Source organism: Kribbella orskensis (genome assembly GCF_004342085.1).
GTDB classification, from domain to species: Bacteria; Actinomycetota; Actinomycetes; order Propionibacteriales; family Kribbellaceae; genus Kribbella; species Kribbella orskensis.
The window spans coordinates 59,521-73,915 of record NZ_SLWM01000027.1; the positions used below are offsets into that span (position 1 = coordinate 59,521).

16 protein-coding genes and 1 pseudogene are annotated in these 14,395 nt (G+C 67.6%); 14 read left to right on the forward strand and 3 right to left on the reverse strand.

Going from position 1 to position 14,395, the window contains the following annotated elements; all coding sequences use genetic code 11:
- Positions 1–20 precede the first annotated feature (20 nt).
- Complete coding sequence (locus EV644_RS38535; RefSeq protein ID WP_132195501.1) at positions 21–500, forward strand: MarR family winged helix-turn-helix transcriptional regulator; 480 nt, start codon at positions 21–23, stop codon at positions 498–500.
- A 110-nt stretch (positions 501–610) separates the two neighbouring features.
- Entirely contained in the window at positions 611–778 is a 168-nt protein-coding gene (locus tag EV644_RS44910) for a DNA ligase-like domain-containing protein (RefSeq protein WP_158293059.1), read from the forward strand.
- A 280-nt stretch (positions 779–1,058) separates the two neighbouring features.
- Here the strand turns inward: EV644_RS44910 and EV644_RS47610 are convergent, their stop codons facing one another.
- A complete protein-coding gene (locus EV644_RS47610; protein ID WP_132195503.1) occupies positions 1,059–1,805 on the reverse strand; it encodes a helix-turn-helix transcriptional regulator in 747 nt (248 codons plus the stop codon).
- Positions 1,806–1,946: 141 nt separating this feature from the next.
- On the opposite strand from EV644_RS47610, the gene EV644_RS38545 reads away from it, so the two are divergent.
- The 4 genes and pseudogenes from EV644_RS38545 to EV644_RS47985 form a co-directional block, all read left to right on the forward strand.
- Complete coding sequence (locus EV644_RS38545; protein ID WP_132195505.1) at positions 1,947–2,606, forward strand: hypothetical protein; 660 nt, start codon at positions 1,947–1,949, stop codon at positions 2,604–2,606.
- A gap of 242 nt (positions 2,607–2,848) precedes the next feature.
- Positions 2,849–3,565 (forward strand): ATP-dependent DNA ligase, encoded by a 717-nt coding sequence (locus EV644_RS38550; protein WP_132195507.1) that lies wholly within the window; start codon positions 2,849–2,851, stop codon positions 3,563–3,565.
- 5 nt (positions 3,566–3,570) lie between these two features.
- Complete coding sequence (locus tag EV644_RS44915) at positions 3,571–3,711, forward strand: hypothetical protein (protein ID WP_158293060.1); 141 nt, start codon at positions 3,571–3,573, stop codon at positions 3,709–3,711.
- A 98-nt stretch (positions 3,712–3,809) separates the two neighbouring features.
- Positions 3,810–4,049, forward strand: a pseudogene (locus tag EV644_RS47985) (SOS response-associated peptidase family protein); the annotation flags it as partial.
- Between the two features lie 175 nt (positions 4,050–4,224).
- On the opposite strand, the gene EV644_RS38560 reads toward EV644_RS47985, so the two are convergent.
- Positions 4,225–5,223 (reverse strand): hypothetical protein, encoded by a 999-nt coding sequence (locus EV644_RS38560; protein ID WP_132195511.1) that lies wholly within the window; start codon positions 5,221–5,223, stop codon positions 4,225–4,227.
- 16 nt (positions 5,224–5,239) lie between these two features.
- Here EV644_RS38560 and EV644_RS45710 point away from each other — a divergent pair, with 16 nt between their 5' ends.
- From EV644_RS45710 to EV644_RS38575, 3 genes are all read left to right on the forward strand, one after another.
- Entirely contained in the window at positions 5,240–5,929 is a 690-nt protein-coding gene (locus EV644_RS45710; RefSeq protein ID WP_369410599.1) for an SOS response-associated peptidase, read from the forward strand.
- Positions 5,930–6,044: 115 nt separating this feature from the next.
- Positions 6,045–6,731, forward strand: coding sequence for a helix-turn-helix domain-containing protein (locus tag EV644_RS38570; RefSeq protein WP_158293061.1), 687 nt, complete (start codon positions 6,045–6,047; stop codon positions 6,729–6,731).
- Positions 6,732–7,305: 574 nt separating this feature from the next.
- Positions 7,306–8,007 (forward strand): hypothetical protein, encoded by a 702-nt coding sequence (locus EV644_RS38575; RefSeq protein WP_132195517.1) that lies wholly within the window; start codon positions 7,306–7,308, stop codon positions 8,005–8,007.
- A gap of 10 nt (positions 8,008–8,017) precedes the next feature.
- Here the strand turns inward: EV644_RS38575 and EV644_RS47615 are convergent, their stop codons facing one another.
- Positions 8,018–8,221 carry a hypothetical protein gene (locus EV644_RS47615; RefSeq protein WP_132195519.1) on the reverse strand — a complete coding sequence of 68 codons (204 nt, stop codon included), beginning with the start codon at positions 8,219–8,221 and terminating at the stop codon, positions 8,018–8,020.
- A gap of 292 nt (positions 8,222–8,513) precedes the next feature.
- Here EV644_RS47615 and EV644_RS38585 point away from each other — a divergent pair, with 292 nt between their 5' ends.
- The 5 genes from EV644_RS38585 (at position 8,514) to EV644_RS38605 (ending at position 14,302) form a co-directional block, all read left to right on the forward strand.
- The gene (locus EV644_RS38585; RefSeq protein ID WP_158293062.1) at positions 8,514–11,660 is read left to right on the forward strand and encodes a restriction endonuclease; all 3,147 of its coding nucleotides are present in this window, start codon (positions 8,514–8,516) and stop codon (positions 11,658–11,660) included.
- A gap of 216 nt (positions 11,661–11,876) precedes the next feature.
- A complete protein-coding gene (locus EV644_RS47990; protein WP_199240253.1) occupies positions 11,877–12,131 on the forward strand; it encodes an Lsr2 family DNA-binding protein in 255 nt (84 codons plus the stop codon).
- Between the two features lie 121 nt (positions 12,132–12,252).
- Positions 12,253–12,636 (forward strand): ATP dependent DNA ligase, encoded by a 384-nt coding sequence (locus tag EV644_RS38595; RefSeq protein WP_132195523.1) that lies wholly within the window; start codon positions 12,253–12,255, stop codon positions 12,634–12,636.
- A 452-nt stretch (positions 12,637–13,088) separates the two neighbouring features.
- Positions 13,089–13,613 carry a hypothetical protein gene (locus tag EV644_RS38600; RefSeq protein ID WP_132195525.1) on the forward strand — a complete coding sequence of 175 codons (525 nt, stop codon included), beginning with the start codon at positions 13,089–13,091 and terminating at the stop codon, positions 13,611–13,613.
- A gap of 137 nt (positions 13,614–13,750) precedes the next feature.
- Positions 13,751–14,302 carry an SOS response-associated peptidase gene (locus EV644_RS38605; RefSeq protein ID WP_132195527.1) on the forward strand — a complete coding sequence of 184 codons (552 nt, stop codon included), beginning with the start codon at positions 13,751–13,753 and terminating at the stop codon, positions 14,300–14,302.
- Positions 14,303–14,395 lie beyond the last annotated feature (93 nt).

A 14,395-nucleotide genomic window follows, 5' to 3' on the forward strand; every position in this document is an offset into this window, starting at 1 on the left:
TGGGGCCATAGGCTGGTGCCATGTCTCGCTCTGGTGCCGACCTCGCCTTGCTGATGCTCGGAGGCTTTCGTTCGCTGGTCGACGCGGCCACGCTCGAACTGGCCGCCCGCGGTTATGAGGACGTTCGACCGGTTCACGACTTCGCCCTGCGGGCCATCGCAGCTGGTGCCGACAGCGCCTCCGAGTTGGGCCGCCGTATGTCGGTCACGAAGCAAGGAGCAGCGAGGACGGTGGCGATCCTGGAGGAGCGTGGCTATGTCGCTCGCGAGGTGGATCCGGCTGACGCCCGCCGGATGCGCCTCCACGTAACCGACCGGGGATTCGCGATGCTGCGCGAGGGCGAGCGGATCTTCGACGAACTGCGCGAACAGTGGCAACGGCGGATCGGTCCCGCGAAACTTGCCGAGCTCGAGTCGCTCCTGACCGAATTGATCGGTACAGAGCCCATCCGACTCGACACGCCGGGTTGGCTGGCTCAAGACCTTGGAGAGTCCGTCTAAGCATCGGTCCGTCCCGCCACCGCAGACCCGACTCGAACTCGACCACACGACCCGGATCCACAACTGGCACGCCACACCCTCTCCCGACACCCGCAGTAGCACCAACTGGGGTGCTCAGAAGAGTTCAGTCAACTAGCCGGGCCAGCATCATCCGCCGCGGCGACCAGGCACGGATCTGGTCGCGGCAACGCAAAGACCTCACCGACCGCTTCCCCGACATCGCCGCCGCAGCCGCGCGGCAGCTACCGGACGGCTGCGTGCTCGACGGCGTTATCTGAGGTCTTCAGAGGGTCGTCCAACACGTCGACGACTTGCCGCTAAAGTCCCGGGTTCCCGTTGTGGACGCTCTAGGTTCGCGGTGTCTACGACACGGCGGGAGAGCCATGCGTGTACAGCGGGTGGCTGGTGTCGATGCCGGCGAGGAGTCGTGGACGGTGCCAGGCGATGACTGGCTTCCGGTGCTGCCGGTCGAGCAGCTCTGTCGGACTGTGTGATCAGCGGTGCCCCGCGACAGCAGTGCCGTTTGGCTCGGCCGGCTTCCAGCCGGATGGCCCCCGGCTACTCCAGCCCGGCGCTGCTCATCCTCGTGACGGCCGCGGTCCGGCTGGTGACGCCGAGCCGCTCGTAGATGTGGTTCAGGTGCGTCCGCACGGTTCCCTCCGATAGCCGCATCCGGCGGGCTATCTGCGCGTTGGTGGACCCCTGTGCGACGTACTGCAGGAGCTCGAGCTGCCGGGCGGTCAACGCTGCGGGTGCCCGACGTCGGCGCTCGACGCGGCGGTAAGCGGCGACCAGGTGCGGCCGCAGCAGGGTGAGCATGAGCCGGTCGCGCTCGTCGAAGTCCCGGCCCCGGCCACGCCAGAACATCAGCCGAAGCAGCTGCCGGGGCCCGTCGGGGAGGTAGACCGACATCCCCCGGACCTGCCCGACACGGCCAAAGTCGGTGTACATAGGGCTGGCCCGCCACTCGCGGTCGGAGAGGAAGTCGCTCAACCTCGTCACGTGCGCGAGGTCGCCGGTGCGGTCGGGGTAGTTGCAGGCGTCCGTCGACCAATAGTGCTCCCAGTAGTGCGGCTCGGGAGGCATCTCGTCGTCATATTCCCGGATCTCGCCCAATGTCTGCTCGAACAGCAACGATTCCGCGGCCGACTCGGTGCGGTCGAGCTCCAAGTAGTCGCAGTGGAAGAGCTCGCGCAGGTGCTCCATGAGCTGCCAGGGCAGCGCGGGCCCCGGATCCTCGACGTGGTCGGGATCGAGCAGACCGCGCAATGCTGCAAGATCTCGTTCGGTGATGTTGTCGGCCATTGGTGCCTCCGCTTGCGACGTTACGCCGCAGCTGCGCCGTCGAGCCATACGCGAAACCGCGTATTCCTGCTGCCTGCAGGCGAAACCTAGCGTCGAAGCGTGGCCCGGGATCTACCCCGGACCTTGTTCAGGAGGCTAGTCATGAGGCACCGCCGTTCCTTCTTCCCCCGCAGTACCGGACTTCTGGTCGCCCCATTGGTGGCTGGTGTCTTGCTCGTTCCCACCGCCGCTGTCGCCAGTCCGGCCCCCGACGTCTCCAGACCGCCGGGGGTGGACTCCACCTCCGGCAACACGGCCGCGAGGTGGAGTGCGTTCGTCGACGAGTCGGGCGTTGCCGCCTGCGTGGGCCCTGTGATCGAGAGCCGGATGGTGGCTACTCTGCACATCGCGGTGTCTGACGCGCTCAACGCGGTCGCGCCACGCTCGCAGCCGATCGCCTTCCGCGGCCAGGCGCCCGATGCCTACGCCCGGTCTGCCGTCGCTTCGGCCGCCCAAACCAGCATTGTGGAGGTGCTCCGGTCCGCCCCGCGACTCTCCAAGGACTGCAGACGGACAAGCGTCGACATTGTCGAGCGGGCGTTCGAGACCTCGATGACGGCTCTGCCGGACCGGCCGTCGGTATGGCTCGGCGTCGTCCTCGGCAAGGCGGCAGCAAACGCGTCCGTGTCCTGGACTGCTCAGCACCCGATCGAATCCGACCTGGCCCCGATACGTGTCGCACGGACTGAGGCTGACTCTCGCGATCTGTCGATGTGGGAAACCGCGTCGCTCCTGGCCGCGTGCTCGACCACCGACTGCTGACACCACTCGCTCGCTGGGGCCGCTAGGAACCGCGGAGGCCACCACCCGACCGTCAGGACTGCAGCGCCACCGGGCCGTCGGGGCCAGTCGCGGCCTACAAACCACGACAGGTCTGGCTTCGGTGCCTGACTAATTCAGTGAAGAAGGCCGTCCCACTTCAGCTCATACCTTGACCCGCTCGGCGAGCCTGGTCGACAAGGTGCTCATGGCCACAGTGTCACCCACACCCCGCCCGAGCCCAGATGAGAATCCGGGGCCGGCGGCAACCAGATCACGTGGGCGTCGTGGACATGTCCACGACGCCCACAACCAGTAATGCAGCACAACCCAGCGACCGACTCAAGATAAACGGCGAACTCGTCATCCTCGGCGCGGACGGCCGGCTCAGCTTCGACGCCCTGCAGCGGCGCCTCGTCACGTCGCCGGCCAAGGCGCGCAACCTGGTCTCCACCGTGCCGGCGTCGTACGTCGCGTTCGACCTGCTGGCGATCGGCGGGGTCGACCTGCGCACCCAGCGGTGGACCGTACGTCGCCGGCGTCTGGAGCAGCTGGCGGCGGCGTGGGCGCTGCCGATGCAACTGTCGCCGGTGACCGACGACCTCGAGGAAGCCCAGGAGTGGTTCGACGTACTCCCAGACGCCATGGGCGTCGAGGGCTTGGTCGTGAAGGGCGCAGGCTCCCGGTACGTCGGTGGCCGGCGCGATTGGCTAAAGGTTAAGCACAGAGCCACCGAAGAGGTCTTGGTTGGCGGGGTGCTGGGCCTGATCGACCAGCCCGAGGTGGTGATCGCGGGCGGTACCGCGGCGACGACCTGGTCGGGATCGGCCGAACCGTCCCGCTCACCGCGGCGCAGTCCGCCGAGCTCGGCGCCGTACTGCGTCCGGCCAAGCGAGGTCACCCGTGGCCGGACGAGATCGCCTCCCAGCGCTGGGGCGGCCGGGATTCGAAGAAGCCGCTGACCGAGGTGCAGCCCACCGTTGTGGTCGAGGTTCTGGCCGACGCCGCGATGCAGGCGGGGCAGTGGCGGCACGGACTCCGCTACGTCCGCCCCCGCGCGGATCTACTGCCGGAGGACGTACCGCCGCTGCCCGGCGCGGCCGGGTAACCACCAGCGACAGGCGTTCGGCGACCGCTGATCGGACACAATTCCCGCTCACCGGGTTCGGTCCGGTATGCCGGGCCCGGCGTGGCAGCCTGGACAGCATGTGTGGACGCTACGCATCAGCAGCCAGCCGGGCGAACCTGCTCGAGCAGTTCCTTGTCGACGAGCAGAACGCGGACGAGCTCCGCGGGCCCGACTACAACGTCGCGCCGACGAAGCAGGCGCCGGTCGTCATCGCGCGGGCGCCGAAGGACGCTCCGGACGATGAGGATCCGGTTCGGCAGCTTCGCAGCTTCCGGTGGGGCCTGGTCCCGTTCTGGGCGAAGGACCTGAAGATCGGGTCGAGGCTTCTCTGCACTAGTCAAATCCGCCTGGCGGGCGAACGCCCGGTTTGCTCGGCGGACGCCGTCGCGAGGAGGTTGGCCGTCGGCGCGCACAACGACCGCATCGCGGCAGATGGGGCGTTGGATGAGCCGGTCAGGCAGTTGCGCAACCTGATCTGGGGGCTTTACCGAACTAGACACCCTCGGTCTGATCTCGCCTCGTCTGGTTGTCTGGTTCTTCGACCTGCTGCAGGGTCGTGCTTCGGTGCGGCGGTCGAGAGGCACCTGCTCTTAGGTTCCACAGGAGCGGTCGTTCGAATTGGCCCCCGGCGGCGGTGATGACGCTGCTGCCAACCACGAAGCGTCCGTTGTCGCTGATGTCATTGGCGCCTACTGCGCCTGGGGTGTTTAGGCCGGGGAGCCATTGGAACTCTTCTCGGTGCCAGACGAACGCACGGAACCCGGTGGTGCCGACGACTCGGCCGTCACGGTCGATGCCATGGGCCTGCACGTACATCTCGTCCTCAACCGGACCGATCACTGTCAGCCGGCCGCGCGTCCAGATGAAGGATTCGGCGCCTGTCGCGAGTCCTCCGGCGACCTGGCCTCGGCTGTTGATCCCGGTCGCCCCGCCGGTTCGGTCGGTCAGCCGCTGGATGCCGCTCTCGTCCCACATGACCGGAACGGCGTTCATGCCATCGATGGTCGACCTCCCGACGATTCGGCTTTCGTTGTCGACGTCGTACGCCCGGGAATCTTGGTAACGCCCGGGCAGCGTGCCGAGGTCGGTCATGACTCCTGACCGCCACACGAATGCGTGCGGTTGACCGTTCTTGGTCGAGCTTGTACCGACGACCCAGTCGTGATCGTTGATCGCCACAGCCCAGGCAACATGGCCGCCTAGGTTGCCTAGGTCGGTGATCCGGCCATCCCTCCAAATGAACGCACGGGATCCTCCCGCCCTGTTCCCCAGCAGCTCGACCGACCCGACGATGGCACCGTACCGGTTGACAGCGGACGCACTGCTGTCCACGTCGTCGCCGAGGCCGAGGTCAACAATGCGGCCGTCGCGCCACAGCACTGCGCGACGAACGCCTACGGAGTTATCGCTGGACCCCACCACGACGCCGTCGTCATTGACCCCCAGCGCCGACGCGTCATTGCCGCCGGGCAGTAGTTCCAGCTCGATCATTGGCCACCTCCCGACAGTGCTGACGCGTCGCCCATCAACGACGAACGGTGGAAACCGCCCCCGCGCTGCGACAACCTCTCCCACCCGCGCCAGATCAACCCTGCCATGCAACAGCTGCTGCCGAAGCGCGTCCAACGAACCAAGACCTCCACATCACCAGGCGACGCCGTCAGACAATAGAGACTTGGTGCAGTCAACTCGGATGGTCAACGCTCGCGCGGAGACGGTTCACGAGAAGCCGTCGTTCCGGGCGGCGTTCAAGTCCCGGCGGGCACTGATCCCGGTCGACGCGTTCTACGAGTGGCTGGAGACCGAGCAGATCAGCGAGAGCAGCGGCAAGCCGCTGAAGCAACCGTTCGCGCTGCGCCCGGCCGGCGGGGAGAGCCTGGCGCTCGCCGGTCTCTACGAGTTCTGGCGGGACAAGTCCAAGCCCGACGACGACCCGGACGCGTGGGTGCCGACGTACACGATCATCACCACCACCGCGACCGATGAGGTCGGCCGGATCCACGACCGGATGCCGATGGCGATCGCCAAGGCGCACTGGGACGACTGGCTGGACCCCCGCAATCAGGCCACCGACGACCTGCTGGCGCTGATGGCGCCACCGCTGGATGGGAGCTTGGAGATGTACGCGGTCTCCACCGCCGTCAACAACGTGCGGAACAACGGCCCGGACCTCCTCCAGCCGCTCGAGGTCAGCTGAGCCCTCGCCGGTGCCGGGCCAGGCCTGTGCCGGAGAGCGGGGCGGCCCCGAACCAGGCAACGAGTACAGCGGTTGTCTCCCAGTACGCCGTACCGCGTCGATCCGCGCTCGACCGATGCGCAACAGCAGTACCAGTCACCCTGCAGCCTCACTCGCCCGGCTGGATGGCAAGATCTTCGGGATGCCGTCGAAGCCTGCCGGAGCCGATGTCCCCAACTCCGATGCCACCGTTGCGGCCGGCAACAACGACCGCATCTCGGCAGCCGAAGCGGCGGTGATCCTCGGTATCGACCGGGAGAAGGTGTACCGGCTGATGGACAAGGGCCGAATCCCGACGTACGGCGACCCACACTCGTTCAACCGGATCCGCCGCATCGACGCCGAACAGCTCAGGGACCGGGGTGAACCGATCCCACTGTCAGAGGCAGCCCGACTCCTGCGCCGCCCCGTTGGCGTCGTACGGGACCTGGTCGCCAACGGAGAGCTGCACTCGATCGCCCGATCAAAGCGCCCGGTCTTCCGCCGCGAGGTAGAGCAGTACGCCGCACAGCACCCACGACCCCAGGAGGCCGCAGTCCCGCCTCCGGGCAGGGAAGGGCAGGTCCGCACTCCGGCCGCGGCCAGAATCCTCGACATGAGCCAGTCCAACACTCGCCGGCTGGCAGCCGAAGGCCTGCTCCCCGCCGACCGCGATGACGCCGGGAACTACTGGTACCGGCTGGAGCATCTCGAACTCGCCCAGGCCGCGGCCGCCGCCCACGAACGCGGCGAGCTACCTGCTCCCGCCGAGGTGGACCCCTGACCCGCCACTTCGAGATCGGGCCCGGCACCTGTTCCGCGACCGGCGGCGTATCGACGATCATCACGCGGACGACGACCCGGTCGGAGCCGGCTCAGCTGCCCAACAACGCCGGCATCGTCGGCGCGGCGATGGCCGCGCACGAGAAGTTCACCGAGTAGGCCCGACTAGAACCCGAGCTCGGCGCGGATCGCCGGCGCCGTGCTCGTCGAGCTCGGGCGCCCGCCGCCGCTCGGCCGGGCAAGGGCGCGATCATGGCGCCGCCGGTCGTCGGCAGTCTCGACATGTACGCGGTGTCGAAGGCCGTGGACAACGTGAAGAGCAACGGCCCTGGGGTGCTGGAGCCGCTCCCCGCTGAGGGCTGAGCGCTCGTCTGCGACCTGTCGAACCTGTACCAGCTGGGTAGTTGATCCAGAAGATGTACCGCCAGCTGGGGTCGATCACGTCGGCACTGCGGGGATCGCCACCCAGGACGAGATCCGGCGCATGTCCTCGTTCTTCACCGTGTTCGCCTCCGGGACATGCGCGGAGCCGGATGACCCCTGAGGCGCTGACACTGGGGTCGGGGGTGGTGGGGATGCAGATCATCGAGAACAGCATGATCGGGACGCGGTCCGCGGTGTTGCGGCTGACCCGGCGCGGTGGCGGGCCGACGGTCATCATCTTCCCGATGCTGCACGTGGCCGAGCCGCAGTTCTACCGCGACGTCGAACGCAGGCTGCGCGGGTGCGACCTGCTCGTGGTGGAGGGCATCCACGGCGACTCGAGGGTCGCCGATGCGCTGACGTTGACCTACCGGGTCATGCCGGCCAACACCGAGTCGGGACTGGTCGTGGACGACATCCCGTACGGCAAGCTGGGCGTCCCGGTGATCGCCCCGGACATGTCCGGGGCGGAACTCGACGAAGGGTGGCGCGGGCTGCGATGGCCGTTCCGGATGGCGGCCTGGGTCGCGGTCCCGATCGTGACCGTCGAGCAGTTCTTCGACGGTCGTCGTCGGCTGCTCTCGCCGGATATGGAGGTGAACGACCTGCCGACCGCGGACGAGGAGTGGCAAAGCGACGATCTCGACCAGCTCGACGAGTTGCTCCTCAACCGGAGGGACAGCCGGGTGCTGTCCGCGCTGGCCGGGGTGGTCCGCGATCGGGCGGACGAGGCGATCGACGTGGCGGTCGTGTATGGCGCCGCGCACGTGCCCGGAATCCTGCGCGGGCTCTACCTGCTCGGCTACCGGGTTGTGAGCGCCGACTGGCTGATGGTGGTTGCCGCTACCGACTGACGAGTGCGGTTTAGGCGTCGAGGGCGCGGCGGATGTTGTCGACCGAGTCGGCGTACGAGAACCGGGGGTAGTTCTCGCCGTACTCGCCGAACGCGGTGCCCGGGAGGACGGCGACGCCGGCTTCGTCGAGGAGACGGTCGGCCAGCGTGGACGCAGGCAGGCCGAGCTCGTTGATGTTCGGGAGGGCCCGGATGCTGGTAGCGGTTCGCCACATGCATCACGATGAAGAGTGCGCGGCGGGCGTCGGCCAATTCGGCCAGGTGCAGACCGTACGCCCAGTCGTCTGGGTGCTGTCAGTGCGCCACGAGGCGCTGTTCGTCCGTACGCCCTAGATGTCGAGGACGCAGGGCAGACTTCATCCCGTGAAGGATGAAACCGGGCCCGTGCCAGCAGACGGCGCAGATCCTGATTCTGGTCTTTGTGCTCAGCTGGCCTCGGCACCGGCATGGATGCCAGTCGCTACAGATTCACGCCTCGTATCACCCGTAGAGCCCGGCGGTCCGTCCATGAGCCCGGTCGGCAATGACCTCGACTTGAGCATGGGCTGGGACCGCTTCGAGCAGTTGGTGCTGGCGCTCTTCAAGCGCGTTCAGGGTGCACGCGACGTCAAGTTCCGACGGTACGGAACACAAGGCCAGGCCCAGCACGGAATCGACCTGGCCGGACGTGATGCCGATGGCTCCTACGTCGTTGTGCAGTGCAAGGAGTACAGCAGGTTGACCGCGGCCGATCTGCGTGCGGCGGTCGAGACGCTCGCCGAGGGGCCGCGCCCGTTTGCTGCGCGTGCGTTCGTCGTGGTCACGTCCGCCTCGACGCAGTCCACTCAGCTCGCCGAAGAGCTCGCGGCCCTCCAAGACGAGCACTCCGATCTCGAGATCGACCTGTGGGGCGGCGAGGTGCTCAATGACCAGCTGCGGGGCTTCGCCGACATCGTCGCCCGGTTCTGGACCCGCGAGACTGCCTCGGTCTTCTGCACAGGCGTCCCAGTGCCCGGAGTCCCGGCTCCGCCGCCGGATCGCCAGGAGCAAGCGGAGCGGATCCTGCTCGGCCCCCTCAACACCAGTGACGTGAAGCCGACCCTGCGCGCCGCCGAGGCAGCCCGGGCAGACGACCCACGCAAGGCTTCGGAGTTGTTCGGGCAGGTGGCCGAGCGCCTCGCCGCCGCCGGGTTCCACGGCCACTCCTTCGTGCTGCGACGCCGGCAGCTCGACGTGATGGACGCTGAGACTATGGCCGACGAAGCCATCGCGCTGGCGAGCGAGCTGGCGGTGGCCGCGGTGATGCGCGGAGAGCGCGACGAAGCCCGCGCGCTCGACCGCCTCGTGACCAAGCTCGACGGCGATGCCGACACCCACGTCGGTGACGCAGCCAGCCGCCACCGACATCGTGAGCTCCTCGACGCACTCGTCGGCGACACCATGCGCACCGTGGGCTCGCCAACCGGACTCCTCGCTGCCCTCCGTGCCACTGCCGACATCGAGGATCAGGCCTACCACCCGCCGCTGGTCCTGTACCTGGCCGAAGACCTATTCGCCACGGAGCCGGCCAGCCTGGCCGAGGTCCAGGACCTCGTTGAGGCGGCCATCGAGCGGGCACAGGAGGAGGACGACGCCACCTCCGACGTCCTGCTCAGGCTTCGGCTGGTGAAAGCCGAGTACGACGAGGACGAGCGACGCAGCCTGCTGAGGTCCGCACGACGACACCTCGTGACCGGCCGGGCGGCCGCCATGATCAACGCCCGAGAAGCGCGCAGGTGCGCTCTCGAGGGTCGAGTGGAGGAAGCGTCAGAGGCATGGCGCGACGCCGTCCAGGACGCCATCCATGCCGGGCTCAACGACGACGCGGCCGACTGGCTGTACGCGATCCGTGAGCTGAACATCAAGTATGGCCCATGGACGACGGCTCTCGACGACGAGCACCGGCTGGCGCAGGCGGTGCGGGCCACCAGCTCTGGCCGCATCCTTGACCGAAGCCGCGACCCCCGTGAGGCGGCGATGTCAGCGCTCGTGCGTGGCAAGCCGATCGAGGCATTGCTGTCCGCCAGACGCTGGCTCCTCGACTCCTGCATCACCGGGTCATGGGCACACGAAGGCGATGCGGCGCAGGTGCTCGGTGACATCTACGCAGACAACCGGGAGCCTGCCCTCGCCGCCACGCTCTACCAGCGTGTAGGGGCCTGGAAGAAGGTCACTGAACTCGCCGGACGGGTCGGCGATCTCCTCCTGCCGACCACCCCGTGGTCGGACAAGCCGTGGTGGATGGTCCACGCGCAGGCGGTCCAGCTGTCCGCGCAAGAAGACCTCCTGGACGACAAGACCGCGACTCGACTCCTAGAGGGGCTTCTCGATCTGGCGCGCCGTGGTCGAGCAGGGGAACTGATGGACTCGCCAACCGGAGCATTGACGCTGCAGGCCGCCAAGACTGCCTGCGACCTAGCCCCCCGTGGCAACCCACAACAGGCGCAGGAGGTCCTCGACCTTCTGGCAGATGACGTCGCGCGCGAGAAGAACCGCATCTTCCACACCGACGATGAGCACTCGACCGCCTGTGTTGGCATCGCCTTGGCCCACCCAGCGCTCGCCGGCACGGCGCTGACCCGGCTGATCGACCTGGCGTCCTACGACGCACAGCCTGCCCAGAAGGCACTAGCCCGGGGCGAGGTCCTCGCGCTGCTGTCAGGCCGTGACGAAGATGGGATCCTCCCACCGAGTCTGCGCGACTGCCTCTCGTCCGAGGAAAGGGAGTCGCTGCGCGACCGGATCGTCGGCCTCGTCGAGGACGGCCGCTACCTGGCTGACGTCGTCCTTGAGTCGATCGACCCCGGCCACGCGCTGGTCCAGGAGCACGCACGAGCGGCGCGTGACAGCATCCTCGCTCGCCCCGACCCAGTCCCCAGCCGAACTGAATTCGGCACCGAGATGGTCCGACAGGCCTACCTTGCGAGTCTGCTGTCAACCAGCGAGGCCCGCGACTGCCTCGACAAGCTCATGGTGGTGGCCTCAGATGCCCGGGAAGCCGCCTCGAACCGCCAGGACGCACTCAAGGGTGCCCGCCACCTGGTGCTGTCCCAGCCTCCCGACGTCCGAGCAGCTGTCTTCGAGCAGTCGAGGTCGTTTGCCGTCGGGGACCGCGACGGCAGCGCGCTCGACGACCTCACCCGCGAGCCGCACCCGCTCAGCACCGCCCAGATCAGCATCGGCAGCGCGTCGCTGCGAGGAGACGGATTGAGCCTCGCGCACGCAGCCGCCGACTGTTCCGAGCAGCAAGAGTGGGTACGCGATCAGGCCGTCGGTCTCCTGCGCAGCGCTGTCCAGCGCGACATCCACGCCGCCGCTGTCGTCATCAACGGACTGCCGTTTGCGACCATCCCGGTCGACGCCGACCTGCTGGCCGCCAGCCAGCACACCGTCGTGCGACAGGTGGCGGGACTGCTCGCAGTCCGGGAGCCGGAGCGCTATCAGGCCGTCCTGACTCGCCTGGCATCCGATGCCGACCATCGCGTGCGCCGAACCCTCGCCGAAGGCATCGCGCGCTCGAAAGACGCAGCACTCGGCCCGTTGGCTTCCGCTCGCAGCACGCTGGAGCAAGACCCTCGCCACAGCGTGCGCGTTTCGCTGGGTAATCGCCCTGAGTGGTCGAGCGCAGGCACATGACGATGACGAGGCAACTCGGTCGCACCGAGGCTGGTGCGCACCGCCCTCGGCCGTCAGCATCCCGCCGCGCTCGCCCGATCGCAAGCACCGCGTGGAGCAACCTCACGTACGTCACTCCGACCGCATCCGGCGTCGCTCGGAACCATCCGAGCCCCTATCGGTAGCAGCCGTCGCTCGTCGCGTCTGATCGCCTCGAGGCTCGTCGTATCCGATGCTGTGTGCAACACCCACAAACCCCACCAGGAGCGTCAGCCATGGTCCAGCGCACCGAGGTCCCGCCGCTCTGCGCAAAACGCTCGCCACGTCGCCGCAGCGCGGCCGGCGAAGCCACTCCGTGGCGCCAGCCGGCGCCGAGCAACCGAACCGGCCGCTCGCCAGATCAAAGCCTGGGCACGCCTGAACGGATACGAGGTCGCCGACCGCGGCCGAGTGCCGGGCCGGATCCGCGACGCATACAACGAAGCGCACTGATCACTGGCTGACAGCGTTCGACAAACGGTGACCTCTACGACGAGGTGGTCAGCCAGTCCGGCAAGAGCAGACATGCACTCGATTCCATCGGTACGTCGGAGGCCGCCGCGAGTGGCTGAAGGTGAAGCACAGGGCCACCCGGGAGTTTGTGATCGGTGGTGTGCTCGGGCCGATCACCCGGCCCGAGGTGGTGATAGCCGGCCTGTACCGGGGCGACGATCTGGTCATCGTCGGCCGGACCGTTCCACTCAGCCCGGCCCAGTCGGCCGAGCTCGGCGCGGTGCTGACCCCCGCCAAGCCGGGCCACCCGTGGCCAGACGAGATCACGTCGAAGCGATGGGGCGGGAAGGACTCCAAGAAGCCGTTGACCAAGGTCGAGCCGCTCGTCGTCGCCGAAGTCGCGGCCGATCCCGCCACGCAGGGTGGTCAGGTCCGCCACTCGATGAGGTTCATCCGCTTGCGACCCGACCTCACTCCCGACGATCTCGACCAGCTCGATTCCTGACCCCCCGTACCCCGCCGGCACGGGGGTGGTGTCCTGCCTAGCGCAAAACCCTTTGCGGTCCGTGCAATATGGGCGCAGGGTCAATGACGGGGCGGTTGCAAACAAGGGGGCGGCATCAGTCGTCCGATTAGACTGTCGCCCCTCGCTGGGGGGCGGAGATGTCAGCATTCACGCACGCTTCAGGCCTGGCTGATCCCAGCAGGCCAACGATGGCTCAGTCAGCCGGTACTAGTCAGGCGCCGGGCCTAGTTCATCCCGCTTGCATCGACGGAGGGACGCCACGGGGTGTCGGTAAGCGGCTGGTCGTTGCTCTGACCGCGGCGGTGCTGTTGTTACTCCCCGCGTGCTCTGCCGACGACACTGCTTCCCCGAGCTCGTCTACGTCGTCGTCGAGTCGGCCGTCGGGAGGCATCCGGCCCACACCGCATCAGCCGCTGCCCGCGGGGACCTATGTGTCCGAGATCTTCAAGACTCCGCTGACGTACACCCTGCCGGATGGCTGGAAGATGTTCGAAGATGAGCCAGGCCAGTTTGGTCTGGCGCTGGTCGCCAACGACGGTCCCTGCGTGTGCGTTTGGCGCGATGTACGCGCTGCCGCCTCCACCGGCGCGGAGGAACCCGAGCCCGGGGTTGGCGCGTCCGCACAGGAGATCACCACCTGGCTGGCGCACCACAAGTGGCTCAAAACGACGGCGCCGAAAGCCGTGAGCGTCGGGGGTCTCAGTGGCTATGTGATCGACGTGGTGGGAAACCCCAAGGCGTCGACCCTGATCGGAAGCGGTATCAGCGCCGGCGTGCACTGGGAAGCGAGCTCCATTGAGGGTTCGTCGCAGCGCGTCTACCTGCTGGACATTGGCAAGAACGGCGCCGACGGCAATATCGCGATCAACATCGAGGTCTGCTGCGGCGTCCAGTTTGCCGAGCGAATGGCCGCAGTCGCACCGATCATCAAAAGCTTCGCGTTCAAGGTGGACTGATTGTCACAACCGTACGGCGGCAGACAACCCGGCATCGACACTAGTGATCAGTAGCTGCGGCCGTGTTCCGTAGGACCGGCTTCGACATGTAGACCAGTGGGGAACAACGCCGCGTCTCGTGTCGTAGTCCGGTCAACATGCTGCTGCCGGTGTTCGCCAAGGAGATCAAGGATGGCTCGCGGATGTTCAACGCCCGCGCCGAAACCGGCCATCAGAAGCCGGCGTACCGCCGCGCCTTCAAGTCCCAGCGAGCGCTGATCCCGGTCGACGCGTTCTATGAGTGGCTCGAAACCGACGAGATCGGCAAGTCGGGTAAGAAGCTCAAGCAGCCCTTCGCGCTCCGGCCGGCCGACGGATCGACGACGCTGGCGCTGGCCGGGTTGTACGAGGTCTGGTACGACAAGTCGCTCCCCGACGACGACCCGAATCGGGGTGTCCCGAGGTACACGATCATCACCACAACGGCGACCGACAGCGTCGGCCGGGTCCACGACCGGATGCCGATGGCGATCGTGCCGGACGCGTGGGCCGAGTGGCTCGATCCCCGCAACCACGACGTCGACCAGCTCCGAGCTCTGATGGCGCCGCCGGTCGTCGGCAGTCTCGACATGTACGCCGTCTCGAAGGCCGTGGACAACGTGAAGAACAACGGCCCTGAGCTGCTGGAGCCGCTCCCCGCTGAGGGCTGAGCGCTCGTCTGCGACCTGTCGAACCTGTACCAGCTGGGTAGTTGATCCAGAAGATGTACCGCCAGCTGGGGTCGATCACGTCGGCACTGCGGG